This is a genomic window from Bradyrhizobium sp. LLZ17, assembly GCF_041200145.1.
Classification (GTDB): domain Bacteria; phylum Pseudomonadota; class Alphaproteobacteria; order Rhizobiales; family Xanthobacteraceae; genus Bradyrhizobium.
This window is the reverse complement of sequence record NZ_CP165734.1, coordinates 4,070,631-4,091,767: the sequence shown is the minus strand read 5'-3', so window position 1 is coordinate 4,091,767 and position 21,137 is coordinate 4,070,631. Positions and strand designations below refer to the sequence as shown.

Below are 21,137 nucleotides of genomic sequence, written 5' to 3'. Positions count from 1 at the left end.
GGGGAGCAGGTCATGAGCAAGCTCGGAGTCGGCATCGTCGGATGCGGCAACATCTCGACGATCTACATGCAGAACATGCCGAACTTTCGCGATCTCAACCTGGTCGCGTGCGCCGATCTGCGGCCGGAGGCTGCGCAAGCCCAAGCGGAGAAGTTCGGGATCGAGGCCTTGTCGATCGATGCGCTACTGGCGCGCTCTGACATCCAGATCATCGTCAATCTCACCACGCCCGAGTCACATTTCGCCATAAGCCACGCGGCCTTGGCCGCAAACAAGCACGTGTTCGGGGAGAAGCCGATCACGATCGAGGCCAACGACGCCGCGACCCTGGTTGCGGAGGCCGCGCATCGGGGCCTGAAGATCGGCTGCGCGCCGGACACTTTCCTCGGCGGCGGCGGACGGACCGCGCGCGAACTCGTGGATGCAGGCCGGATCGGCAAGGTGCTCTCAGGGACCTGTTTTCTGATGTCGCATGGCATGGAGCACTGGCACCCCGATCCAACCTTCTTCTTCAAACGGGGCGGTGGGCCGATCCTTGACATGGGTCCGTATTACCTTGCCGCCCTCATCAACCTGTTGGGTCCCGTTGCCCAGGTGCAGGGGGCGTGCGAGCGCCGGCTTTGCCACGCGGCTCGTTACCTCGAAGGGGCCGATGAACGGCAAGACCATCGCGGTGGAAACGCCGACGACGGTGATGTCGTTGCTGCACTTCGAGTCAGGCGCCGACATCATGTTTGCGATGAGCTGGGACGTCTGGAAGCACGGACACCCGCCGATCGAGCTTTACGGGACGGAAGGCTCGCTGCGCGTGCCCGATCCCAATTTCTTCGGCGGCGCGGTGCAGTACACTGAGAAAGGTGGTGACTGGATCTCGGTCGCAGCCGACGACCGGCCGTTCGGCAGGCCGAACTGGCGCTCGCCGAATTGGGCCGATCACATGCCGAAACAGGCCAATTATCGCTGCCTCGGTGTCGCCGAGCTCGCAAGTGCGGTGCTGCGCGGCACGCCACACCGCTCCTCCGGGGCGCTGGCGAGCCACGCTCTGGAGGTGAAGCACGCGATCCTCAAGGCCGGCCTGGAGGGCGGAGCGATCGCGGTGCGCTCGCGCGTCGAGCGACCGGCGCCGCTGTCGGACGTCGATGCAATGGCGCTGTGGGCCGAGGAGGCGTTCTGAAGAGATGCCAGCTCCGCCGCTGAAACCAGCAAGTGTTGGAACCAGCAAGGAGGCGGGTTTTTGTAATGTCGAGCTCGGCGGGCGCATGCTGCTGAGGTCCAGGGAAGAAGGAGCATTCGATGAAGATGATCAAGGGGCCGGCGATATTCCTCGCTCAGTTCGCCGGCGACGCAGCGCCCTTCAACTCCTTCGACTCGATCTGCGGATGGGCCGCCTCGCTCGGTTACGAAGGGGTTCAGATTCCGAGCTGGGACGGACGGCTGTTCGATCTCGACAAGGCGTCGCAGTCGCAAGACTACGTCGACGAGGTGAAGGGGACCGCGGCCCGCCACGGGCTTGCGATTACCGAGCTCTCGAGCCATCTCCAGGGCCAGCTCGTTGCTGTTCATCCGGCTTATGACGCGGCGTTCGACGGCTTTGCCGCACCGCAGGTCCGTGGCAATCCGAAGGCCCGCACCGAATGGGCCGTCGACCAGGTCAAGCGCGCGATCCTCGCCTCCAGGCGCCTTGGGCTCACGGTCCACGCCACCTTCTCCGGCGCGCTTGCCTGGCCGTACATCTATCCATGGCCGCAACGTCCGGCGGGCCTCGTCGAGGCCGCGTTCGACGAGCTCGCGAAGCGTTGGCGGCCGATCCTCGACTATGCCGACGAGCACGGTGTTGATCTCGCTTACGAGATCCACCCGGGCGAGGATCTGCACGACGGCGTTTCGTACGAGATGTTCCTTGATCGGGTGAACAACCACAAGCGCGCCAATCTGCTCTACGATCCCTCACACTTCGTGCTGCAGCAGCTCGACTATCTCGACTACATCGACATTTACAACCAGCGCATCAAGGCCTTCCACGTCAAGGACGCCGAGTTCAATCCGACCGGCCGTCAGGGCGTCTACGGCGGGTTTCAGAGCTGGGTCGATCGTGCTGGCCGCTTCCGCTCGCTCGGCGACGGCCAGGTCGATTTCGGCGCGATCTTCTCGAAGCTCACGCAGTACGATTACGACAGCTGGGCGGTGCTCGAATGGGAGTGTGCGCTGAAGCATCCTGAGCAAGGCGCGCGAGAGGGGGCCGAGTTCATCAAGAGCCATATCATTCGGGTGACAGAGAAGGCCTTCGATGATTTCGCGGGCTCCGGCACCGACGATGCGGCGAACCGCAAGATGCTCGGTCTATCCTGAGCGGGAGACGCAAATGGCGATCAACGCAAGCAACGAATCCGGCAGTCGTGGCCGGATCAGGTTGGGAATGGTCGGCGGCGGGCAGGGAGCTTTCATCGGCGCCGTCCACCGCATCGCCGCCCGCATCGACGACCAGTTCGAGCTGGTCGCCGGCGCACTCGCGTCCGATCCGGCGCGAGCCAAGGCGTCGGCGAAGGAGCTCGGCATCGCCGACGATCGTGCCTATGGCTCGTTCGAAGAGATGGCGAAGGCTGAAGCCGCGCGAACGGACGGCATCGAGGCCGTGTCGATCGTGACGCCCAACCACATGCACGCTCCGGTCGCGAAGATCTTCCTGGAGGCCGGCGTCCATGTGATCTGCGACAAGCCGCTGACGACGACCGTCGCCGAGGCCGAGGAACTGGTCGTGCTCGCGAACAAGAGCGGCAGGGTGTTCGCGGTGACGCACAACTACACGGGCTATCCCATGGTTCGGCAGGCCCGCGCCATGGTCGCGAACGGCGATCTCGGCGAGATCCGGCTTGTCCATGCGGAATATCTCCAGGACTGGCTGACCGAGCGAGTAGAGGCGACCAGCCACAAGCAGGCCGCGTGGCGCACGGACCCGGCGCGCTCCGGCGCCGGCGGGTGCATCGGCGACATCGGCACCCACGCCTACAATCTCGCCTGCTTCGTCACAGGGCTCAAGCTCGACGCATTGCTCGCCCAACTGTCGACATTTGTCGAGGGGCGGCGTCTCGATGACGACGTCCAGATCCTCCTCAAGTGGAAAGGCGGCGCCAAGGGCACGCTGTGGGCAAGCCAGGTCGCCGTCGGCAACGAGAACGGCCTGACGCTCCGTGTCTACGGCAGCAAAGGCGGCCTCGAATGGGCGCAGGAAAATCCGAATCAGCTCTGGTTCACGCCCTATGGCCGGCCCAAGCAACTCCTGACCCGCGGCGGGGCCGGTGCCCTGGGCGAGGCGGGTCGGGTCACCCGCATCCCCGCGGGCCACCCGGAGGGTTACCTTGAAGGCTTCGCAACCATTTACGCCGAGGCCGCGCGCGCCATTCGCGCGGCACGGGCCGGGGAAAAGCCCCATCCCGAGGTGATCTTCCCGACGGTTGAGGATGGCCTGGCGGGCGTGAAGTTCATCGATGCTGCTGTGAGGTCCTCGGCATCCGACGGCGCCTGGATTCGAATGACGTAGTCACGCGCGTGCTGCGCAGCTGAAGGAGTGCGACGCGTTGAACGCTCAGGCCACGCCGACCGCCGCAAGTCCGGTGACCCGGATGGAGAAGGCGAGCGACGATCAATACCGCAAGTGATGTCGTCAGCACGCTCATATGGCGCGCCGGGATAGCGGGCGCTGATGTTTTAAGCGCCCGAGACCAGGAGCATCGCTGACTGGATCAAAGCGATTGGGTGAATGGATGCGCTGATCGCCCCTCCAGCACGACAGTCAAGCAGCGGCGGTTGCCGTCCTCAAACCGATCCCCTGACCGATGTTCGCGAACCCGGTCGCGCTGATATCATCGCCCGTGGTTGCAGATGAAATTGCGCGACACATCAGAGGGCATTTGCCGCCTTATTCGCTGCCGCGTGAGATCGAATTCCACGAGGCTGTTTGGTGCTCGAAAGAAGTTGTGAGTGTCATTCGGCCTGACCAAGAAGCCCGGGCATTGGCGTCCATCATGTACAAGCCGATTGACACCCACGATCTCAGATCATGCTCGACATACCGAATGCGCCGAGCATGTCGTTTTGAATAGAAGTAACGGCCTCGTTTAGTCGTTCCACTCCGAGATCCATGCCCTCGGGCATGACGACTGTCCGCAACGGGCGCCGTTCCGTTGCTTCGACCAGCCGCGCGATGGCATAGGCAACCAACTGGGGTCGTGGCGGATTGGACGGATCGTGTGCCTGGCTGGCGCTGTCCTTGATTTGGCCCGGGATCGCCGCGACCGCACCGTATGATGCCAGCACGGCTTCGTCTGACGGCTCTGGACTGGTTGGGAGCAGGTTGCTGGGGAATGCGCCTGGTTCGACGATCACCGAGTCGACGCCGAAGCTTGAAAGTTCATAGCGATAGGACTCGGCGAGCGCCTCGAGCGCAAATTTGCTCGCGGAATAAACACCGAAGAAGGGAAAGATCAGTCGGCCCATCAACGACGTGACATGGACGAGAAGTCCGCTGCCCGCGGCGCGCATATGCGGCAGAACGGCACGGTCGGCTCGCACGGCACCGAAGAAATTCACCGCAAATTGCCGTTCGACATCCGCAACCGTGTAGGCTTCCGTGACCCCGACGAACATGGTTCCTGCGTTGTTGATCAACGCATCGATTCTTCCATGTTGCTTGATGACATGGTTGACCGCCGAATTGACCGACGCCTCGTCGGTGACATCCATTTCAAGGACCTGCAGCACGCGCCCTTCCGCTTTCGCCGCTTCGATGAGCTCGCTTCGGACTTGTGCATTTCGCCCTTCGACACCGCGCATGGTCGCGATCACCGTGTGGCCCCGCCTCGCCAGCTCCAATGCCGTAAGTCTTCCGAAACCACTGCTCGTGCCGGTCACGACAACGACTTTTCCGTTCATCCTATGTCCTTTCGCTTGTGCCTGAATGGCATCGCGGCATAACTAGACAGACCTGTACGTACATTGCAACCAAAAAATAGACAGGGTAGTCTGTCTATGTACCTGAGGAGTTTGAACCAGACCGAAGATGGGAGCGGAAACGTGCCGGAAATGATCGATTTGGAGCGGCAGCCCCTTAGCGCTCTCGCGCCGCGAGAACGGATTCTGAAGACAGCGTCGGACCTGTTTTACCGGTTCAGCATCCACGCTGTCGGGGTCGACCGCATCATTGCCGAAAGTGGCGTCGCCAAAATGACGTTTTACAAGCACTTTCCGTCGAAGGCGAACATGGTCGCTACCTACCTGCGTCACCAGGATGCGGCCTGGTTTCAGATGCTCGCGGCCTCGACCGAAAAACCCGGACTATCGCCGCTGGAGCGCGTCCTCGCCATTTTTGACGCGCTGGGCGAGTCCTTTCGATCGCCTTCGTTCCGCGGCTGTCCGTTCGTGAGGGGACTGGCCGAGTTCGGACCGGATGTTGATTCTCCGGAGGTACAGGCAACCATCGCCGCTCATTTCAAAGGCTTGCAGGAATTTGTAACGTCGCTCGTCGACCCTCTGGCATTGAGCAAGCCTGAAAAAGCCGTGATCCAAATCCTGTCACTCATCCAGGGTTCGATCGTGATCGCACAATCGACGCACGATCCAGCTATAGCGGAGGCGAGCCGCGATGCAGCCAGACTGTTGCTCGATGGAGCATCGGTCTTATCATCTGAGCCTGAAATTCGTGAGGCTGTCACCAGACGGGGCCGCCGTCCGAGGCCTTGATCGGATACAGAACGCACGTGTCGCGCCAGGGACGATTGCCTTCGAATAAATCGATCCCGCTCGTCGCTCAAATCGCACGGCATCCATGAACGTCCCCATTCGTGCTTCCATGGTCAACGGCGCCATCTGAATTGCGAGTCGTTATCCAAGCGCAGCCGTTCAATTCGAGATCGCTCCGGGGCCCGCTATGCGGACATGCAGATGCTTGTGAGTCGCCAAGGCTCGCTGGCGTGATATTGTCGAGATGTCCTATCATCCGAGACTCCTGCAATGCTCCCCATCCCCGCCGACATTTTCACTGGGCCCGAGGACGTCTCGCCCGACGGCCTTGCCAATCTCGGCCCGCTTCGCCGCCTCCGTCACGGCAAAGCGCGGCGATACGGCCTACGGCATCTGCTCGACCAATTTTCTGGAACAAGCCTTCCGTACCGATCGTTACCGCTGCGACATCACATTCAACGATGATGGCAGCTGGAGCTGCCTGATCGAGACCGAGCTTTTGGTGAGAGGCGCCCCGTTCAACCATCGCGACAGCAACACGCTCACCCTGGTCGCCCCGCCAAGGCTCAATCCGCTCGCGGTCATCGTGAACGATCGCGCCAGGCGCGAGGGCCGGCGGCCTGACAGCCCGCCGCGGAGAATTCGCATGAAGCCCTACGTCATCTGCCTGATGCATTCGAGCCTGGACGGCCGCACCCATCCCAGCCGCTGGCGTCCGAAAGGCGCGGGCGTCGACTGGTTCGAGAAGATTCATGACGAGCTCGCGGGCGATGCCTGGGTGATCGGCCGCGTCACCGGTTCGGAGTTTGCCAAGGGCAAGCCGTATCCTGCGACCTCGAGCGAGCGGCTGCCCCGCGAAAACTGGTTCGCGCGGCGCGACGCCAAAACCTATGGCGTCGTGCTCGACGCGCGCGGCAAGATCGGCTGGGGCCGCTCCGACATCGGCGGCGATCCGATCGTCGTGGTGCTGACTGAAAGTGTGCCGGATTCGCATCTGGCCGGGCTGCGCGGCGAGGGCGTGTCCTACATCTTTGCCGGCGAGGCCGAGATCGATCTGACGCTGACGCTCGACATCCTCAATCACGAGCTTGGCGTGAAGCGCCTGCTGGTGGAAGGCGGTGGCGTCGCCAACGGCGCGTTCCTGCGCGCCGGTCTCATCGACGAATTCAACCTGATCCTCAGTCCAGCGGTAGATGGTGCCAGGGGCGCGCCCTTCGTGTTCGACTCGACCGAGGCCGACAGCGACCAACGCGCGCCGCTCTCCGCGATGACGCTGGAGAGCACGCGGCAGCTCGGCGGGGGTGTGTTATTGCTGCGCTACCTGATCCAGAACGACGCTGCGGCCAGGTAAAGCAGCGGCATGTCGGGCACATCGGAGCACATTGTCATTGTCGGCGCGGGTGCCGCCGGCCTCATCGCCGCCCGCGCGCTCGCGCGCGCCGCGAAGAGGGTGACGATCCTGGAGGCGCGTGACCGCTGCGGCGGGCGCATCCAGCCGTTGCCCGTCTCGCAGTTCGGCTATGCTGCCGACGGCGGCGCCGAGTTCGTTCACGGCGAGGCGCCGATCACGCGCGGCCTGCTGCGCGAAGCGGGGCTGTCGCTGCAGGCGATCGAAGGAGCGCAATGGAGCTTTGACGGCACAAAGCTCTTGCGCGAGCAGCGCGATGATCCGCACGAGGCCGAGCTCCATGCGGCGCTAGGGCACTTGAAGGACGACCTCACCGTCGCCGAGTTCCTGCGCCGGCATTTTGCCGGTGACGCGTACGCGCGGATGCGGCGTTCCATCGAGCGGATGGTCGAGGGCTACGACGCCGCCGATCCCGAGCGCGCCTCGACGCTGGCACTGCGCGAGGAATGGATGGATGGTGGACACCACACGCAGGGACGCATTGTCGGCGGTTACGGTGCGCTGATCGCCTTCCTTGCGGCGGAGTGCCGCAAGTATAGTGTCGAGATTCGGCTCAATTGCGTGGTGACTGAGATCGAGCAGGACGGCGGTGCGGCCAAGGTTCGCTGCGCCGATGGCGAGATGCTCCCATGCGACAACGTGATCCTCACCGTGCCACTGCCGCTGTTGCGGGAGATCGCGCTGCCGCAGCCTGCGCGGGAGAAGGCCGCCCGCGCCGCCGATATCGGCTTCGGCAATGTCATCAAGATGCTGCTGCGCTTTAACGCGCCATGGTGGCGTGACCGCACCAAAGATCTCACCTTCCTGCTGTCGGACAAGGCGATCCCGGTCTGGTGGACGCAGCGCCCGTCCGAGCACCACGTGCTCACCGGCTGGTTCGGCGGCCCGCGGACGGCGGAGCTTGCCGGCCTCGATCCGCCCGCGCTGATCGAGGCTGGGATCGGTTCGCTCGCGGCGATCTTCGGCTTGCCCCGCAACGATCTCGCACGCGATGTCGTGGCGGCCGTGGCGACGAACTGGGCGCACGATCCCTTCGCGCGCGGCGCCTATTCCTGGGCCACGCCGCAGTCGCGCGCGGCGCAATCGGTTTTGGCGCGTGCCGATGGCCCGGTGCTGTTCTCCGGCGAAGCGCTCTATCGCGGCCGCGACATGGGCACGGTCGAGGCTGCGCTGGCAAGCGGCCTGGAGACGGCGGGTTTGCTCTTGCGCGGGTGAAAAAGGCCCGCGCTCGCGGGCCCTTTTGGTTTACCGGCGCTGCTTCGTTCACCAGCGATGGCCGGCGCCGAAGCCAAACGTCACGCCGGGACGGCCGCCGCCGTAGTAGCCGTACGGTCCGCCGCCATAGTAGCCGTGATGCCGCGGGTAGTAGCCGTAGCTTCGGTAGTGCGGACGATAGTGCCCATGATGGCGCCAGTGATGCTGGCGATAACCTTGATGGTGCGGCCGGTACTGCGCGCTGACGTCGGTCGATTGGCTCGCTCGCGCGTTCGGTTTCGCGCTTCCGCTGCCAGCTGCGTGCGCCGCGGATCCGCCGGCCAGCGCCGCAGCGCCGACAGCCATCGCGACAAAGAGATACTTCATGTCATCACTCCAGTTGAGATATCGCGTGACAACAGATGGGCGTCCGTCGCGTTCCGGCGAGAGCGGGCGTCGAAACGACGCAGACGTGACGATAAAATGCGTGGCGGTTTATTGTCGCAGTGCTGCGAGCGAGGCGATCACGTCGTTCGTGGTCACAATGCGGGCGAATTCGCCGTTGAGATCTGACAGCGTCATCGCGTGGATCGCCTCGGCCGAATGCGCGTCGCCGTCAGGCCCGATGCGATCGAACGTCCAGGTCGCGTCGCGCACGAGGCGGGCGTCGAAGCCGAGATTGCCGGCCATCCGCGTCGTCGTCTCCACGCAATGATTGGTGGTGGCGCCGCAGATGACCAGCGTGCCGATGTTGCTTGCGCGCAGGCGGCTTTCGAGGTCGGTGCCGATGAAGGCGCTGTTGACGCGCTTCACGATCACCGGCTCGCTCGCCTGTTCGCGCGCTTCGTCCTTGACGGCGTAGCCGGAGCTTTCGGGACGGAACGACGAAGTCGGCTTGGTGCCCTCATGGCGGATGTGGAAGATCGGCGCGTCACTCGCCCTGAATGCCTTCAACAGCTCGGCGATGTGCGCCACCGCGTCCGGATTGTTGCGCCGTTCTCCCGCCGCCTCCCATTCGTCGAACGCGCGCTGGACGTCGACCACGATGAGAGCGGGGAGGGAGTGCGGCATGGAGGGGGATTCCGGAGATCTGGCGAGGCGAGTATGCGGGGCCCCGGCCGCTGCACGCAATGCCGATTTTCCCTCGTTTCGGGCCGGCGCGCGCCTCACGGATGCGGATCGGGAAAGCCGTGGCGCTCGGACAGCGCGGCGAGGATGCCGTCCTTGTCGGCGATGAAAGCGCGACCATGATAGCTGCCGGTCTGGTGCGGCGATGTCGCTCCATCCGCCAGCACCAGCAGCGGCAGCGACTGGTTCTCCTCGCCGACGAGCGCGACCACGGCCTGTCGCGGCCGCGGCCAGCCGATGCGCGCGACGTCGAGTTGGTCCGCCAGCGCCGGAAACGAGGCGAGCACGCCTTCGATCAGCGCACAATGCCAGCAATAGAAGCGCCGGCCAGGAAACGCCGGATCTTCGAAATCAGGGCGAAGCAGAAACAAGAGGTCACGGTTCATGGGCTCTCCGAAGGAAATCGACGGTGTCGTGGCAGGACGCCACGTCAGCGCCGTTCAGTCAACCGCAAGGCACAGCTTCCGAACCTTTCGCTGCGAAGCGCCAGGAGAGCGAGAGCGCTCACTTCTATTTGAAAGGCTGCTGCCGCGGCGCTTGATCCAGCGCAACTTCCAACGTCCTTCGCCAATGCAATGTCGCGCGGAATTCCTGATGGCAATCGAGGCAACATATGAAGGCGTATTTCATCGGTGGCGGCATTGGATCGCTCGCGGGCGCGGCGTTTCTGATTCGCGACGCGCAGCTGCCGGGGCGGGACATCGTGATCTACGAGGCGGAGCCGCTCGTCGGCGGCAGCCTCGACGGCGCGCTGCTTGCGAACGGCGCCTATTCGCTGCGCGGCGGCCGCATGCTCACCACCGACCATTACGAATGCACCTGGGACCTGCTGTCGGGCATTCCTTCGCTCGAACGTCCCGGGCTGAGCGTGCGCGAGGAGACCGCGGCATTCAACGCGGAAAACCCGGCGCATTCCCGTGCGCGCCTGGTCGATCGCAATCGCTTCAAGGTCGACGTCTCCACCATGGGATTTTCCACGCGCGACCGGCTCGAACTGTTGCGGCTCACCGAGGCATCGGAGGAGACGCTCGGTGCCAGCCGCATCACCGACTGGCTGTCGCCGCCGTTCTTCAACTCCAATTTCTGGTACATGTGGCAGACCACCTTCGCCTTCCAGCCCTGGCACAGCGCGGTCGAGCTGAAGCGCTATCTGCATCGCTTCATGAACGAATTCCCGCGTATCGAAACGCTCGCGGGCGTCAAGCGCACGGTCTACAATCAATACGACGCGATCGTGCGGCCGCTCGCCGACTGGCTGAAGCGGCAGGGCGTGCAGTTCGTGCGGGGCACCCGCGTCACCGACATGGCGTTCGAGCCCGAAGGCGAGCGCTTGCGCGTGCGGCAGTTGACGCTCGACCGCGACGGCCGCAGCGCCAATGTCAGGCTCGAGGATGGCGACCTCGTGTTCTTTCAGAATGGCTCGATGACCGACGCCTCGAGCCTCGGCAACATGACCGAGCCGCCCGCGCATCTGACCAAGGCCGAGAGCCAGGGCTGGGTGCTCTGGGAAAACATCGCCAAGGGCCGCCCGGCGTTCGGCAATCCATCCGCGTTCAACGCGTCGATCCCGGAGTCCTACTGGTTGTCTTTCACCGTCACCTGCCGCGATCCGCGCTTCTTCGACCAAATGGAAGCGTTCTCCGGCAACAGGGTCGGCACCGGCGGGCTCGTGACGTTCAAGGACTCCAACTGGCTGATGTCGGTGGTGCTGTATCATCAGCCGCACTTCGCCGGCCAGCCGGAGAGCGTCCAGGTGTTCTGGGGCTATGCGCTGCATCCCGATCGCATCGGCAATTTCGTCGCCAAGCCGATGTCCGAGTGCGGCGGCGCCGAGATCCTCGGGGAACTCTGCGGCCACCTCAATTTCGATGCGAGCGTGTTCGACAACGCGATCTGCATCCCCTGCCGCATGCCGTACATCACCAGCATGTTCATGCCGCGCAGGGCGACCGACCGGCCGTTGCCGGTACCCAAAAATTCGGTGAACCTGGCCTTCGTGAGCCAGTTCGTCGAGATCCCCGACGACGTCGTTTTCACCGTCGAATACTCGGTGCGGGCCGCGCAGATGGCGGTCTATCAGCTCATGAAGGTCGATCGTCCGATCCCGCCCGCGACCCGCCACGACAAGTCGCTCGCCGTGATCTTCGCGACGCTGGAGAAGGCATTCGCGTGATGTTGCGAAGGTGCGGGTCTATTTGAACGGATCCTGGATCGATGGCGCCGACTGCCTGATCCGGCGCACGCTCACCGGGGTGCCGTCGGAGACGAACAGCAGCTCGTATCGCCGGCCGTCGCTGTCGGTCGCAGTGCAGGTGACGTTCGAGACCTGCCTGGCGGCGAAATTGCCGGTCTGGCGACAGACACCGGTGGAGGTCTGCTCCGCCGGCACCGGCAGTCCGTCGACCTTCGGCCGGTCCTTGGAGTTGAGCAGCATGCGGTCGATCGGCAGCTCATAGGAATTGTCGTCGGCCCGCTTGCCGTTTTCTCCGGAGAACGAGACGACGTGGTTCTCGTCGCCGGGGTCGTCGACGGCGACCGCGAAATTGACCCGGCCCTTGTCGTCATGGGCGTAGGCCACCGTCTTGCAGGCAAATGGGCGTCCGGCGACCTTCAGCGTCTTGCAGTGGCCGGACATCAGCGCCAGCAGGTCGACGACCGAGTTCTGCTGGGCGGGCGGATTGTTGACGGCAAGCGCGGTGGAAGACTCGGCAAAACAAGGGCTTGCGAAGGAGACGAGAATTGCAGCCAGGACCGGTCGGGGGAGGCGCATCGTCAGGCTCGCATGCCGGGGGACCATGAAAAATTCATGGAAAAGTTCCATCCAACAACCATCGAATCACGAATTGGTTGCGACCCCGTTTGTACCGCCAAGCCCGTCTGGAATACCACCGCGCCACCCATCGGCGATCTGCCTCGACCGCCTCAACCGTCCCGCCAGGTACTTGCCGCCAGGCCGGTGTTTTTTTCGTGGCAGAGGCCGCGGCGCGTTAACCCGTCCTCGCCCGCCAGCGCGTATCGCGCAAGGAAGGACGGCGGTGCAGGCGGGCGTCGAGCATGCCGCGGGCGCGCGGCAGTTCGCCGCTGCGCATCAGTGCGACGATGAAAGTGTCCTCGATCAGCTCGCGCTGGGCATGGCTGCCGCCGATGCGCACGACGTCAGTCAAAAGAGGTGCGAGCGAGTGCACGCAAGCGGCATAATCCTCGTCCGCAAACGCCGCGAGCGCGCGACAGATCGCCGGCACCACGGGGCCGGCGCGGAGCTTGCCCTGGGCGAGCCGCTGCTCGATCACGGCAAGCCGCGCCGCGAGAGCTTCGCGATTTTGCGTCGCTGCGGCAAACAAGGCCATGTGGACGTCGGCAAAAGGCAGGCTCGACCTCGGAAACAGTTGTTGCGCGGCGACGTCGCCCTCGACCCAGAGCGTCTTTGGTACGGTGTGGCCGTAAGCCGACAGACGCCAGAGCAGCGAGGCGCCGTCGGTGATGGCGTTGAGGGGAGGCGCCTGCGTTGCTGAGGGCTGGAGCACGTCGGCATAGATCGCAAGCGCCCGTGCCGCATCGCCATGCTCGAGCGCGCCCAGCGCCTGGTGCCAGCGAATATGGCCATGCAGAATGCCGGCGCGGTCGTAACCAGGAATCCATTCGTCAACGAAGCGATCGGCCTCGTCGATCGAACCGTCCTCGAACATCGCGTGCAGCACGGCGTGCGCAGCATGAGCATTCTGGCGTCGCAGGCTGAAGCCGCGCTCGGTGACGGCGCGGCCGCGTGCGACATTGCCGTTCTCCGTCATCGCCCAGCCGTAGAGCGTGAGGAACCACCAGTCCTCGCCATAATGCTGCGCGGCGCGCTCGCACAAATCCTGCCGCGCCTGATCATGATCGGCCATGCCGGAGAAGGCGAACAGGCCGAATGCGCCGAGCGGCAGCGACAGCACGATCGTATCGCGCGGCCACGCGTCGATATGCTTCAGCGTCGCTGCCAGTGCCTCGGGCAGCCGTCCCTCGATGGCGAGCGCCAGCGTCTCGACATGCGAGCGCTCACGCGCATCGCCGCGCCTGGCCACGAGCTCCCGCGCCACGGCCGCCTTGGCGCGTGCAAGATCGCCCTGCTGGTAGAACGAATGCAGCCGTGCCCGCGCGATATGGGCCAGCGCAAGATCCGGATCGGCCGCGATGGCGCGCTCCATTGCCTCCGCCGGGCCCGTCCAGCCCGCGAGCATGAGGTCGACGCCTTCGCGATAGGCGCTTGCTGCTTCGTCCGAGCTGGTGGACAGCGGCAGCCCGCAGCGGTCTTCAGATGCCATTGTCGGCTCCCGCTCACGCCGTCCGCGCGCGGCGGCCCTCGATCGGATAGGCCGGATCGTTGTAGCCCGGCGTCGACGGATGGCCGGGCGTCACCAGGCGGTCGATCAGCGCCTCGTCATCGGCGGTGAAGCGATAATCGAGCGCGCGGATGTAATCGTGCCATTGCTCGTCGGTGCGAGGGCCGGCAATGACCGACGAGACGAAGGCCGAATTGAGCACCCAGGATACCGCGAACTGGCCGGCGGTGATGCCTTTGTTCTCGGCGTGGGTCTTGATCTCCTGCGCGAGCTCCAGCGATTCCGGCCGCCATTCGGTCTGCATCATGCGGGTGTCGTTGCGGCCCGCGCGCGTGTCCCTGTCCGGGGCTGCGTCGGGGCGATATTTGCCGGTGAGCACGCCGCGCGCCAGCGGGCTGTAGGCGACGACGCCGAGACCGTAATAGCCGCAGGCCGGAAAATGCTCGACCTCGGGCATCCGGTTCATCGCGTTGTAATAGGGCTGGCTCGCCACGGGCCGGTCGATGCCGAGCCGGTCGCAGATGTTGCAGATCTCGGCGACGCGCCAGGCGCGATAATTCGAGACGCCGAAATAACGGATCTTGCCGGCGCGGATCAAATCCCCCATCGCGCGCACGGTTTCCTCCAGCGGAGTCGTATGGTCTTCCTTGTGCAGGTAGTAGATGTCGATGTGATCGGTGCCGAGCCGCTTCAGGCTCTCCTCGACCGCCTGCAACACCCAGCGCCGCGACAGCCCGGCACGATTGGGATCGTTGGCCGTGTTCATGGGATTGGCGAGCTTTGTCGCGAGCACCCAGGCGTGACGGTTGTCGGCGATGGCGCGGCCGACGACCTCCTCGGCGCCGCCCTTCGAATAGGCGTCGGCGGTATCGATGAAGTTGATGCCGGCCTGATGCGCTTTCGCGATGATGCGCTGCGAGGTGGCCTCATCCGTCGGCCCGCCGAACATCATGGTGCCCAAACAAATCGGCGACACCTTCAGGCCGCTACGGCCGAGCTGGCGGTATTGCATGGGCAGCCTCCTCGACGTTTCTGTTGCGGGCAGCATAGCCGCCCAATTGCGTCATTGCGAGGGTAGCGGAGCAATCTGGAAATGCATCCGCGGAGAGATCCTGGATTGCTTCGCTGCGCTCGCAATGACGGTGACACCACTGCCTCCGCAATGTCGTCCCGGCGAAGGCCGGGACCCATAACCATGGGAGAAGTTTGGCGAAGATCAGTCGTTCGGTACTCCGACCCGCCGTCATCGATAGATCACGCGGTATGGGTCCCGGCCTTCGCCGGGACGACACGGGAGTACGGGTTGGCAGCGGTGGCGGTCTTGCCCGCGCGCAGCTACCCCGGCCCCTTCAAAATCTTGAACACGCCGTTGGCCATGACCACGCAGCGATTGTCCACCGTCACTTCGGTGCTCATGAAAATCAGGCTGCGGGTCGCGCGCACCACGCGGGGGCGGGAGATCAGGAGGTCGCCGATCTGGCCGGCCTCGACGAAATGGGTGTCGAGCTGCACCGTGGCCATGAATTCCTTGCCGGAGACGTAGCGCGCGGTCATGCCGCAGGTGCGGTCGGCAAATGTCATCATCACGCCGCCCTGGACCATGCCGCGACGGTTGTGGTGCTTGTCCTCGGTCGCAAGCGCGAATTCGTGCTGGCCGTCGATCTTGCGCTCCCAGAGCGGCCCGACCAGGTGCATGAAGCCGGTGGTCTCGAGGATGGTCCAGCCGTCCGATTTGAGCTTTGCGGCGGTCTTGTCGATCATCTCCCGGTCATCCTTGCAAGGCTTGATCTCACCTCGTTTCATCAAGCGCGGTCCTGGTGTAGTCAAGCATCATGAGACCTTTCGACGATGCCACCAGACGGAATATCGCGGAGGCCTGCGCGGCATTCGCGCGGCTGCCTGACGCGGTCGAGCCGTCGGCATTGAAGCGTGCCGCGGTGGCGATTGCGCTGACCGCGACGGGGGAGGGCGACGACACCGCGCTCCTGCTCACGTTGCGCGCAGCGAGCCTGCGCGCCCATCGCGGTCAATGGGCCTTGCCGGGCGGTCGCTGCGACGCCGGCGAGACGCCGGTCGAAGCCGCGCTGCGCGAGCTCAACGAGGAGCTCGGGCTCAGGCTTGGAAGCGGCGAGGTGCTCGGCCAACTCGACGACTATCCGACACGCTCGGGCTATCTGATCACGCCGGTCGTGGTCTGGGCCGCCGACAGCGCCGCGATCGCGCCGAACCCGGATGAAGTCGCCTCGGTGCACCGCATCGCGCTCGCGACCATCGAGCGCGATGACGCCTTCGATTTCGTCGCGATCCCCGAGAGCGCGCGCCGCGTGATCCGCTTCCATCACCAGCGGAGCCTGATCCACGCGCCGACGGCGGCACTGATCTATCAGTTCCGTGAAGTGCTGGCGGGACGGCACACCCGGGTGCGTGAGCTGGAACAGCCGGTGTTCGCCTGGAAGTGACGATGGTAAACGACGCGTTAACGTGACGGTTACCGGATGCCTGCTAAGAGGGCAGGATGCATCATCACCCGATTCGAAATGCCCTGACGCTGGTTCCATTCGCACTCGCATTGCTCGCGCCCGCCGCGCGCGGCGGCGAGTCCGAGGCGTTGCCGCCCGCAATCGGCAATGCCAACGCCCAGCTCCTCTCGCAGTTTTTTGCACAAGGTGGCGCCTCGCCGGCCGTGCTCGAGTATCGCCGCAAGCTCGCGGAATATCAGGCCGCGCGCGGCGCCTTCGATGCCGAGGCGGGCGCCTATTGGAGCCAGATCTCGGAGAAGCGGCGCGGCCGCAACGCCAAGCGGCGCAGCGGCCAGCAGATCACGCTCGACGATTACGTGCTGGAGCAGGCGCCGCTCTACAACGGGCCGAAGCGGCCGGTGAACCCGGAGCCGGAGGAAACCCCCGAGCGTCCGCAGCGCAAGCCGCTTCCCGTGGTCGCCGATCTGCTGCGCGCGGCGCAGGACCTCTATCAGTTCACGCCGCAACGCCCGGCGACCGAGGCCGAGTTCAAGCGTGTCTATGCCCGCTACGCCCTGGCCTCAGGGCTCACGCGCGAGCAGGCGGTGCGGGTCTATGCCTTCGAGACGGGCGGCACCGGCAATTACGATGTGCAGGCGGGCATTGAACATGGCGGCAAGCGCGCGATCTCGACCGCGATGGGCTACAACCAGTTGCTGACCACCAACAGCGTCGAGCTGCTGGCCGAACAAGGCCACGAATTCATCCGCGCGCTCAGCGAGAAGGTGGCGCACACCTCAGGCCCGGCGCGGAAGTCCCTGGAGTACAAGCTCGGCGTTCTCAAGCGCATGGTGGCGCATGCCAAGTCGGTGCCAGACACCTGGTCGGAGCACGAGAAGATCGGCGATACCGCGCAGGGCTGGGCCATGCATGCGATGGTGCTCGACATCGATGTTGGCCCGATGCTCCAGACCCACAAGCTCCTGACCTCGGTGCTGTTCGCGCGCGCCAAGGGTTACAGCCGCCCGCTCAGCGCGGCCGAGCTCGAGATGATGAACCTCACCGGCGACGGCACCGGGCTCGACATGGTGACGATGCCGCAGGCGATGCGCGAGCAGGTGCCGACCTCGAACTTTTTCCAGCGCGGGGGATACGAACGCAACCCGGTCGCGATCCGCCACAACACGGTCGCGAAGCTGCTCGCGGTCACGGATGCGCGGATGGACTCCAACAGCAGCAATGGTGGGGCGAGGGAGTTGGCGGCGGCGTTTTAGCTGTGCTGTCGTCCCGGACAAGCGAAGCGGAGCGCAGCCGCGTAGGGTGGGCAAAGCGTAGCGTTTCAATTGGAATGTGCCAATAGATGGTGGGCACGGCGCTGATGCGCCTTTGCCCACCCTACGGATATCTCCCCCGCAAGAACGGCACGAGGGAGCGCACCGTCATCGTAGCTTCTACTGATCCGACCCGAACTTGAACTTGCCATCGCCTTCGAGATACGGACCGCTGCGCATATAGAGCTGGCCGTTGTGGCCGATGAAGAACAACGTGCCCTTGGGCACCTTCTTGGCGCCCTTGAGGAGTTCGCCGGCGTTGCTGGTGCCCATCTTGTAGGAAAAGGTCTTGCCGTCCTTGTCGTAGGCGTAGCCCATGTCGGGCTTGAGCTCCCACGGCATCGCCTCGCTTTGTGCCAATGCCGGCCCCGCGAACGCGCCCAGCACCGCGACAAGCAGAACTGTCTTCGTTGAAAATGCCATCATCCATCTCCCCGCTACTGGGGTGCCCTGACTGAACAAATCACGAACAGTATCTCGGCGTCAATCCGCCATCAGCGCCCCAGCGCATCACGTCTTGCCGAGCAGTTTGTGATTTTCCCTTCGCCCCCTCGCGACTATGTTCCGCTTTCAGTCTAGAACGCAACTCGACAAAAATATGGGTGGGGATGATTCGAATGCGCCATGTCGTTAAATTCTGCTGGGCTGCTGCGTTGTCGCTGACGGCGCTGCCGCCGGCCGCCCGGGCCGATGACTACCAGCTCAGCCACAACCAGCGGATTTCGTGCAGCCGCGGTCTGGCGCCCGGCAAGCTCAACACCGCGACCTGCAAGTCCTACACTTATCTGTTCAATACCAAGACCTCGGAATATTTCCGCTGCCAGGTCTCCCTGGCGCTGACCCGCGACAACAAGGAAGTCATCAACGTCCAGACCGACGGTGGCTGCACCAGGAAGCCGCGCATTTTCGAAACCGACGGGCACTATGATTTCGACGCGACCGAGACCGAGCCGCCGAACACCAACTCGTTCTTCGGCCCCGGCGGCTACTCGGTGTGGGCCGCCGACGTCACCGCGCAGAAGGTGCGCGGCTGCATCACCATCTCCTCCGGCCTCGGCTCCGACATCTCCAAATGCCTGGATATGACGTTCCAGTGAGGGTGCGCTGCGGCTGACACGCTGTCGCCGCGGACTGCTTCCGCAGCGACCGTAAGAGCTGGACTCGCGGAAGCTCCCCCTCACCCGGAATTTGCTTTCGCAAATTCCGGCCTGTCCCCGCAGGCGGGGAGAGGCGAAGCTAACTCGCCATCGCATTCAACCGCTGCAGCCTCTGCTGCATGATCTTCTTCAAATCGTAGCCGGGGCGGCGGAAGCTGGCATCGCGGGTGACGAGGAAATCGCGCTGGGCCTTGCGCAGGTCACCCGCCGAGCGCCCGCTTGCCGATTTCAGCATGCGCTCGTAGGTCTCGGCGATCTGGCGGTCGAGCACGCTCAGCTGCGGATCGGCGCAGATCACCTTCTCGACCTCGCGCTTCGCATCGGCACAACCGAACGACGGACCGCTGCCGGAATTCGCCGCCAGCGGGCGCGGCGGCTCGGCGCCGAACTTTGCGATCTCCGCGATCATGGTGCGGCGGCCGCCGGCGGCGTTGTCGTTGCCGGGATCTAGCTTGAGCGCCGTCTCGTAGTCAGCCAGCGCCTTCTTGCGGTCGCCCATCTTCTTGTAGAGCACGGCGCGGTTGTTGTAGGTCTGCGCGAAATTCGGGTCGATCTTGAGCGCCGATTCATAATCGCTCAGCGCCGCGCCAAATTCGCCCTTGAACTGGTAGGAATCGCCGCGGTTGGTGAAGAAATTCGGCCGTGGCGCCAGCCGCAGCGCCTGATCGAAATCGGCGATCGCCTCGTCGTACTTGCCCATCGCGGCCAGCGACAGGCCGCGATTGTCGTAATACTCCGGAACCTTCGGATCGAGCCCGATCGCCTCGCTGTCGTCGGCGACCGACTTGTCGAGCTGGCCGAGCTTCTTGTAGGCCGCGCCGCGATTGGTGTAGCTGCGCGGCCGGTTCGGATCGAGCCGCAGCGCTTCGCTGAGATCGCTGATCGCTTTCTCGTTGTCGCCGCCGAGATAGTAGGTCGCGCCGCGATCGGACCAGGCCTGCGCATCGTCGGGCTTCAGCTTGATCGCCTGGTCGTAATCGGCGAGGGCGCGGTCGAGCCGGCGCTGATTGGTATAGGCCACGCCGCGCAGCTCATAGGCTTCCGCATCCTGCGGATCGAGTTCGATCGCCTTGCTGAGGTCAGCCGCAGCGCGGTTGAGATCGCCGCCGGCCTCGCGCAGCAGATCGCCGCGCAGGCGCCAGGCGCGGGCATTCTTGCCGTCGAGCGCGATGGCGCGGTCGATATCCCGCAGCGCGGCCGTGAGACCGCCCGAGGTCCGCGCATTGGCGTCAGCGCGAACCAGCAGTGCCGCGGCGCGGTCGGAGGCCGGATTGGCGGCCTGATCGATGATCGCGCTGCACGTCGGGATCAATTCGGCAGGCGTGGCCTTGCTGCCGAGCACGCAATCGGCGGCCGCCGAGGCCGGGGCCGCGAGAGCGAGGCTCATCGCCGCGCCGAAAAGCAAGGCGTGTAGCGAAATTTTGAAAATTTGCGCGGAAGAACGCTTGCCGCACATGGCAGAAGGCTCCGTGACATCAGGCTTTCACCATTGTCGCGGCGGACAGGTATAGGGTTCAAATCGGACCTGTAGTCAGGGGAGCACCGGCCCTGCACTCCCTCGCCCCATTCTTACGGGGAGAGACGAAGACGCTAGTACCCGTCCACCCCGTTCAGCTTTTGCAGCCTATCCTGCATCGCCTTCTTCAAGTCATATCCTGGCCGGCCGAACCCGGCATTCCTGCGCGCGATGAATTCATTCTGCTCGCGCTGCAGCGACTTCGCTTCGGCCGCGTTGCGCGCTTCCTGGATCACGCGGGCATTCGCCGCGTAAACCTCGCGGTCGAGATCGGCAAGCTCGCGGTTGGCACAGATTGTCTTCTCCACCGGACGGTGCGCGCTTCCGCAATTGAAGCTCGGCTTGCCCGCGACCGCCATCTGGGCACCGATCCGCTCGATCTCGCGCGCCATCGCTTTGTGATTGGCCTTGGCCTTCTCGTGGTTCGGATCGATCTTCAGCGCCGCGCCAAAGTCCTGCACCGCTTTGGGCTTGTCGCCCTTCTTCAGCCAGAGCTCGCCGCGCGCGTTGAAGACGTCCGCAAGCGTGGGATCGAGCAACAGCGCGCGGCTGTCGTCGGCGATCGCGCGATCGGTCTGATCATGCCGCGCCAACAGCGCGCCCCGCGCGATCAGCGCCTTGATCAGGTCCGGCTTGGCCGTCTTCTCGTTATCGATGACCGCGGCACAGGCCGGCGTAGCCTTGTCCATGTCGTCGTCGGCGGCAGCAGCGAGACACGGCGCTATGTCAGCCTGCGGCACTGCCGCCGGCTCGCCGCCGGTCGCGGCGTGAGCCGCGCCAGGCGGAAGCGCCAAGAGCGCTGGCAAGAGCAGCGCCACGCCGGACATTTGAATGAGAGAGAAAGAACGCATGCTGTTTGCAGTCGGAAGCTCTTGCTTTGTGGCAGCAC

General features: G+C 64.5%; 21 protein-coding genes and 1 pseudogene. 11 read left to right on the top strand and 11 right to left on the bottom strand.

Annotated features, from left to right (window positions below; genetic code table 11):
• Positions 1 to 9: 9 nt before the first annotated feature.
• From AB8Z38_RS19735 to AB8Z38_RS19720, 4 genes and pseudogenes are all read left to right on the top strand, one after another.
• A pseudogene (locus AB8Z38_RS19735) lies at positions 10 to 852 on the top strand (Gfo/Idh/MocA family protein); the annotation flags it as partial.
• Positions 809 to 1,174, top strand: a complete 366-nt coding sequence (locus AB8Z38_RS19730) for a hypothetical protein (protein ID WP_369719539.1) — start codon at positions 809 to 811, stop codon at positions 1,172 to 1,174. The pseudogene AB8Z38_RS19735 and the gene AB8Z38_RS19730, both read left to right, overlap by 44 nt.
• 119 nt (positions 1,175 to 1,293) lie before the next feature.
• Positions 1,294 to 2,349, top strand: a complete 1,056-nt coding sequence (locus AB8Z38_RS19725) for a sugar phosphate isomerase/epimerase family protein (protein ID WP_369719538.1) — start codon at positions 1,294 to 1,296, stop codon at positions 2,347 to 2,349.
• Positions 2,350 to 2,362: 13 nt separating this feature from the next.
• Positions 2,363 to 3,538 (top strand): Gfo/Idh/MocA family protein, encoded by a 1,176-nt coding sequence (locus tag AB8Z38_RS19720; protein ID WP_369719537.1) that lies wholly within the window; start codon positions 2,363 to 2,365, stop codon positions 3,536 to 3,538.
• Positions 3,539 to 4,050: 512 nt separating this feature from the next.
• On the opposite strand, the gene AB8Z38_RS19715 is transcribed toward AB8Z38_RS19720, so the two are convergent.
• Positions 4,051 to 4,929 carry an SDR family oxidoreductase gene (locus tag AB8Z38_RS19715; protein ID WP_369719536.1) on the bottom strand — a complete coding sequence of 293 codons (879 nt, stop codon included), beginning with the start codon at positions 4,927 to 4,929 and terminating at the stop codon, positions 4,051 to 4,053.
• Positions 4,930 to 5,079: 150 nt separating this feature from the next.
• Here AB8Z38_RS19715 and AB8Z38_RS19710 point away from each other — a divergent pair, with 150 nt between their 5' ends.
• From AB8Z38_RS19710 to AB8Z38_RS19700, 3 genes are all read left to right on the top strand, one after another.
• Entirely contained in the window at positions 5,080 to 5,736 is a 657-nt protein-coding gene (locus AB8Z38_RS19710) for a TetR/AcrR family transcriptional regulator (protein ID WP_369726550.1), read from the top strand.
• A gap of 646 nt (positions 5,737 to 6,382) precedes the next feature.
• Complete coding sequence (locus AB8Z38_RS19705) at positions 6,383 to 7,087, top strand: RibD family protein (RefSeq protein WP_369726549.1); 705 nt, start codon at positions 6,383 to 6,385, stop codon at positions 7,085 to 7,087.
• Between the two features lie 9 nt (positions 7,088 to 7,096).
• Positions 7,097 to 8,359, top strand: a complete 1,263-nt coding sequence (locus AB8Z38_RS19700) for a flavin monoamine oxidase family protein (RefSeq protein WP_369719535.1) — start codon at positions 7,097 to 7,099, stop codon at positions 8,357 to 8,359.
• 48 nt (positions 8,360 to 8,407) lie between these two features.
• On the opposite strand, the gene AB8Z38_RS19695 is transcribed toward AB8Z38_RS19700, so the two are convergent.
• The 3 genes from AB8Z38_RS19695 to AB8Z38_RS19685 all read right to left on the bottom strand — a co-directional run bounded on the left by AB8Z38_RS19695 (position 8,408) and on the right by AB8Z38_RS19685 (position 9,852).
• Positions 8,408 to 8,725 carry a hypothetical protein gene (locus tag AB8Z38_RS19695; RefSeq protein ID WP_369719534.1) on the bottom strand — a complete coding sequence of 106 codons (318 nt, stop codon included), beginning with the start codon at positions 8,723 to 8,725 and terminating at the stop codon, positions 8,408 to 8,410.
• Positions 8,726 to 8,833: 108 nt separating this feature from the next.
• A complete protein-coding gene (locus AB8Z38_RS19690; protein WP_369719533.1) occupies positions 8,834 to 9,409 on the bottom strand; it encodes a cysteine hydrolase family protein in 576 nt (191 codons plus the stop codon).
• A 95-nt stretch (positions 9,410 to 9,504) separates the two neighbouring features.
• Positions 9,505 to 9,852 (bottom strand): DUF3088 domain-containing protein, encoded by a 348-nt coding sequence (locus tag AB8Z38_RS19685; RefSeq protein WP_369719532.1) that lies wholly within the window; start codon positions 9,850 to 9,852, stop codon positions 9,505 to 9,507.
• A 227-nt stretch (positions 9,853 to 10,079) separates the two neighbouring features.
• Here AB8Z38_RS19685 and AB8Z38_RS19680 point away from each other — a divergent pair, with 227 nt between their 5' ends.
• The gene (locus AB8Z38_RS19680) at positions 10,080 to 11,639 is read left to right on the top strand and encodes an oleate hydratase (protein WP_369719531.1); all 1,560 of its coding nucleotides are present in this window, start codon (positions 10,080 to 10,082) and stop codon (positions 11,637 to 11,639) included.
• Positions 11,640 to 11,657: 18 nt separating this feature from the next.
• Here the strand turns inward: AB8Z38_RS19680 and AB8Z38_RS19675 are convergent, their stop codons facing one another.
• The 4 genes from AB8Z38_RS19675 to AB8Z38_RS19660 form a co-directional block, all read right to left on the bottom strand.
• Positions 11,658 to 12,236: a hypothetical protein gene (locus tag AB8Z38_RS19675; RefSeq protein ID WP_369719530.1), complete on the bottom strand. Its 579-nt coding sequence runs from the start codon at positions 12,234 to 12,236 to the stop codon at positions 11,658 to 11,660.
• Positions 12,237 to 12,453: 217 nt separating this feature from the next.
• Complete coding sequence (locus AB8Z38_RS19670) at positions 12,454 to 13,767, bottom strand: tetratricopeptide repeat protein (RefSeq protein WP_369719529.1); 1,314 nt, start codon at positions 13,765 to 13,767, stop codon at positions 12,454 to 12,456.
• A gap of 13 nt (positions 13,768 to 13,780) precedes the next feature.
• The gene (locus AB8Z38_RS19665; RefSeq protein WP_369719528.1) at positions 13,781 to 14,797 is read right to left on the bottom strand and encodes an aldo/keto reductase; all 1,017 of its coding nucleotides are present in this window, start codon (positions 14,795 to 14,797) and stop codon (positions 13,781 to 13,783) included.
• A gap of 323 nt (positions 14,798 to 15,120) precedes the next feature.
• Entirely contained in the window at positions 15,121 to 15,546 is a 426-nt protein-coding gene (locus AB8Z38_RS19660) for a PaaI family thioesterase (protein ID WP_369719527.1), read from the bottom strand.
• 71 nt (positions 15,547 to 15,617) lie between these two features.
• On the opposite strand from AB8Z38_RS19660, the gene AB8Z38_RS19655 reads away from it, so the two are divergent.
• Positions 15,618 to 16,244, top strand: coding sequence for a CoA pyrophosphatase (locus AB8Z38_RS19655; RefSeq protein WP_369719526.1), 627 nt, complete (start codon positions 15,618 to 15,620; stop codon positions 16,242 to 16,244).
• A 56-nt stretch (positions 16,245 to 16,300) separates the two neighbouring features.
• Positions 16,301 to 17,518: a hypothetical protein gene (locus tag AB8Z38_RS19650; RefSeq protein WP_369719525.1), complete on the top strand. Its 1,218-nt coding sequence runs from the start codon at positions 16,301 to 16,303 to the stop codon at positions 17,516 to 17,518.
• 177 nt (positions 17,519 to 17,695) lie between these two features.
• On the opposite strand, the gene AB8Z38_RS19645 is transcribed toward AB8Z38_RS19650, so the two are convergent.
• Positions 17,696 to 17,998, bottom strand: a complete 303-nt coding sequence (locus AB8Z38_RS19645) for a hypothetical protein (protein WP_369719524.1) — start codon at positions 17,996 to 17,998, stop codon at positions 17,696 to 17,698.
• Positions 17,999 to 18,192: 194 nt separating this feature from the next.
• On the opposite strand from AB8Z38_RS19645, the gene AB8Z38_RS19640 reads away from it, so the two are divergent.
• On the top strand, positions 18,193 to 18,672 hold the full coding sequence (locus tag AB8Z38_RS19640) for a hypothetical protein (RefSeq protein ID WP_369719523.1): 480 nt from the start codon (positions 18,193 to 18,195) through the stop codon (positions 18,670 to 18,672).
• Between the two features lie 139 nt (positions 18,673 to 18,811).
• Here AB8Z38_RS19640 and AB8Z38_RS19635 read toward each other — a convergent pair whose 3' ends face one another.
• Both AB8Z38_RS19635 and AB8Z38_RS19630 read right to left on the bottom strand, forming a co-directional pair.
• A complete protein-coding gene (locus AB8Z38_RS19635) occupies positions 18,812 to 20,188 on the bottom strand; it encodes a tetratricopeptide repeat protein (RefSeq protein WP_369719522.1) in 1,377 nt (458 codons plus the stop codon).
• Positions 20,189 to 20,322: 134 nt separating this feature from the next.
• A complete protein-coding gene (locus tag AB8Z38_RS19630) occupies positions 20,323 to 21,099 on the bottom strand; it encodes a tetratricopeptide repeat protein (protein ID WP_369719521.1) in 777 nt (258 codons plus the stop codon).
• Positions 21,100 to 21,137: the final 38 nt, after the last annotated feature.

What these genes read in the sequence shown, in the direction of transcription:
- AB8Z38_RS19725 (WP_369719538.1), top strand. Translation starts at nt 1,294, where the DNA reads ATGAAGATGATCAAGGGGCCGGCGATATTCCTCGCTCAGTTCGCCGGC.
- AB8Z38_RS19720 (WP_369719537.1), top strand. Translation starts at nt 2,363, where the DNA reads ATGGCGATCAACGCAAGCAACGAATCCGGCAGTCGTGGCCGGATCAGG.
- AB8Z38_RS19715 (WP_369719536.1), bottom strand. Translation starts at nt 4,929, where the DNA reads ATGAACGGAAAAGTCGTTGTCGTGACCGGCACGAGCAGTGGTTTCGGA.
- AB8Z38_RS19710 (WP_369726550.1), top strand. Translation starts at nt 5,080, where the DNA reads ATGATCGATTTGGAGCGGCAGCCCCTTAGCGCTCTCGCGCCGCGAGAA.
- AB8Z38_RS19705 (WP_369726549.1), top strand. Translation starts at nt 6,383, where the DNA reads ATGAAGCCCTACGTCATCTGCCTGATGCATTCGAGCCTGGACGGCCGC.
- AB8Z38_RS19700 (WP_369719535.1), top strand. Translation starts at nt 7,097, where the DNA reads ATGTCGGGCACATCGGAGCACATTGTCATTGTCGGCGCGGGTGCCGCC.
- AB8Z38_RS19695 (WP_369719534.1), bottom strand. Translation starts at nt 8,725, where the DNA reads ATGAAGTATCTCTTTGTCGCGATGGCTGTCGGCGCTGCGGCGCTGGCC.
- AB8Z38_RS19690 (WP_369719533.1), bottom strand. Translation starts at nt 9,409, where the DNA reads ATGCCGCACTCCCTCCCCGCTCTCATCGTGGTCGACGTCCAGCGCGCG.
- AB8Z38_RS19685 (WP_369719532.1), bottom strand. Translation starts at nt 9,852, where the DNA reads ATGAACCGTGACCTCTTGTTTCTGCTTCGCCCTGATTTCGAAGATCCG.
- AB8Z38_RS19680 (WP_369719531.1), top strand. Translation starts at nt 10,080, where the DNA reads ATGAAGGCGTATTTCATCGGTGGCGGCATTGGATCGCTCGCGGGCGCG.
- AB8Z38_RS19675 (WP_369719530.1), bottom strand. Translation starts at nt 12,236, where the DNA reads ATGCGCCTCCCCCGACCGGTCCTGGCTGCAATTCTCGTCTCCTTCGCA.
- AB8Z38_RS19670 (WP_369719529.1), bottom strand. Translation starts at nt 13,767, where the DNA reads ATGGCATCTGAAGACCGCTGCGGGCTGCCGCTGTCCACCAGCTCGGAC.
- AB8Z38_RS19665 (WP_369719528.1), bottom strand. Translation starts at nt 14,797, where the DNA reads ATGCAATACCGCCAGCTCGGCCGTAGCGGCCTGAAGGTGTCGCCGATT.
- AB8Z38_RS19660 (WP_369719527.1), bottom strand. Translation starts at nt 15,546, where the DNA reads ATGATCGACAAGACCGCCGCAAAGCTCAAATCGGACGGCTGGACCATC.
- AB8Z38_RS19655 (WP_369719526.1), top strand. Translation starts at nt 15,618, where the DNA reads ATGAGACCTTTCGACGATGCCACCAGACGGAATATCGCGGAGGCCTGC.
- AB8Z38_RS19650 (WP_369719525.1), top strand. Translation starts at nt 16,301, where the DNA reads ATGCATCATCACCCGATTCGAAATGCCCTGACGCTGGTTCCATTCGCA.
- AB8Z38_RS19645 (WP_369719524.1), bottom strand. Translation starts at nt 17,998, where the DNA reads ATGGCATTTTCAACGAAGACAGTTCTGCTTGTCGCGGTGCTGGGCGCG.
- AB8Z38_RS19640 (WP_369719523.1), top strand. Translation starts at nt 18,193, where the DNA reads ATGCGCCATGTCGTTAAATTCTGCTGGGCTGCTGCGTTGTCGCTGACG.
- AB8Z38_RS19635 (WP_369719522.1), bottom strand. Translation starts at nt 20,188, where the DNA reads ATGTGCGGCAAGCGTTCTTCCGCGCAAATTTTCAAAATTTCGCTACAC.
- AB8Z38_RS19630 (WP_369719521.1), bottom strand. Translation starts at nt 21,099, where the DNA reads ATGCGTTCTTTCTCTCTCATTCAAATGTCCGGCGTGGCGCTGCTCTTG.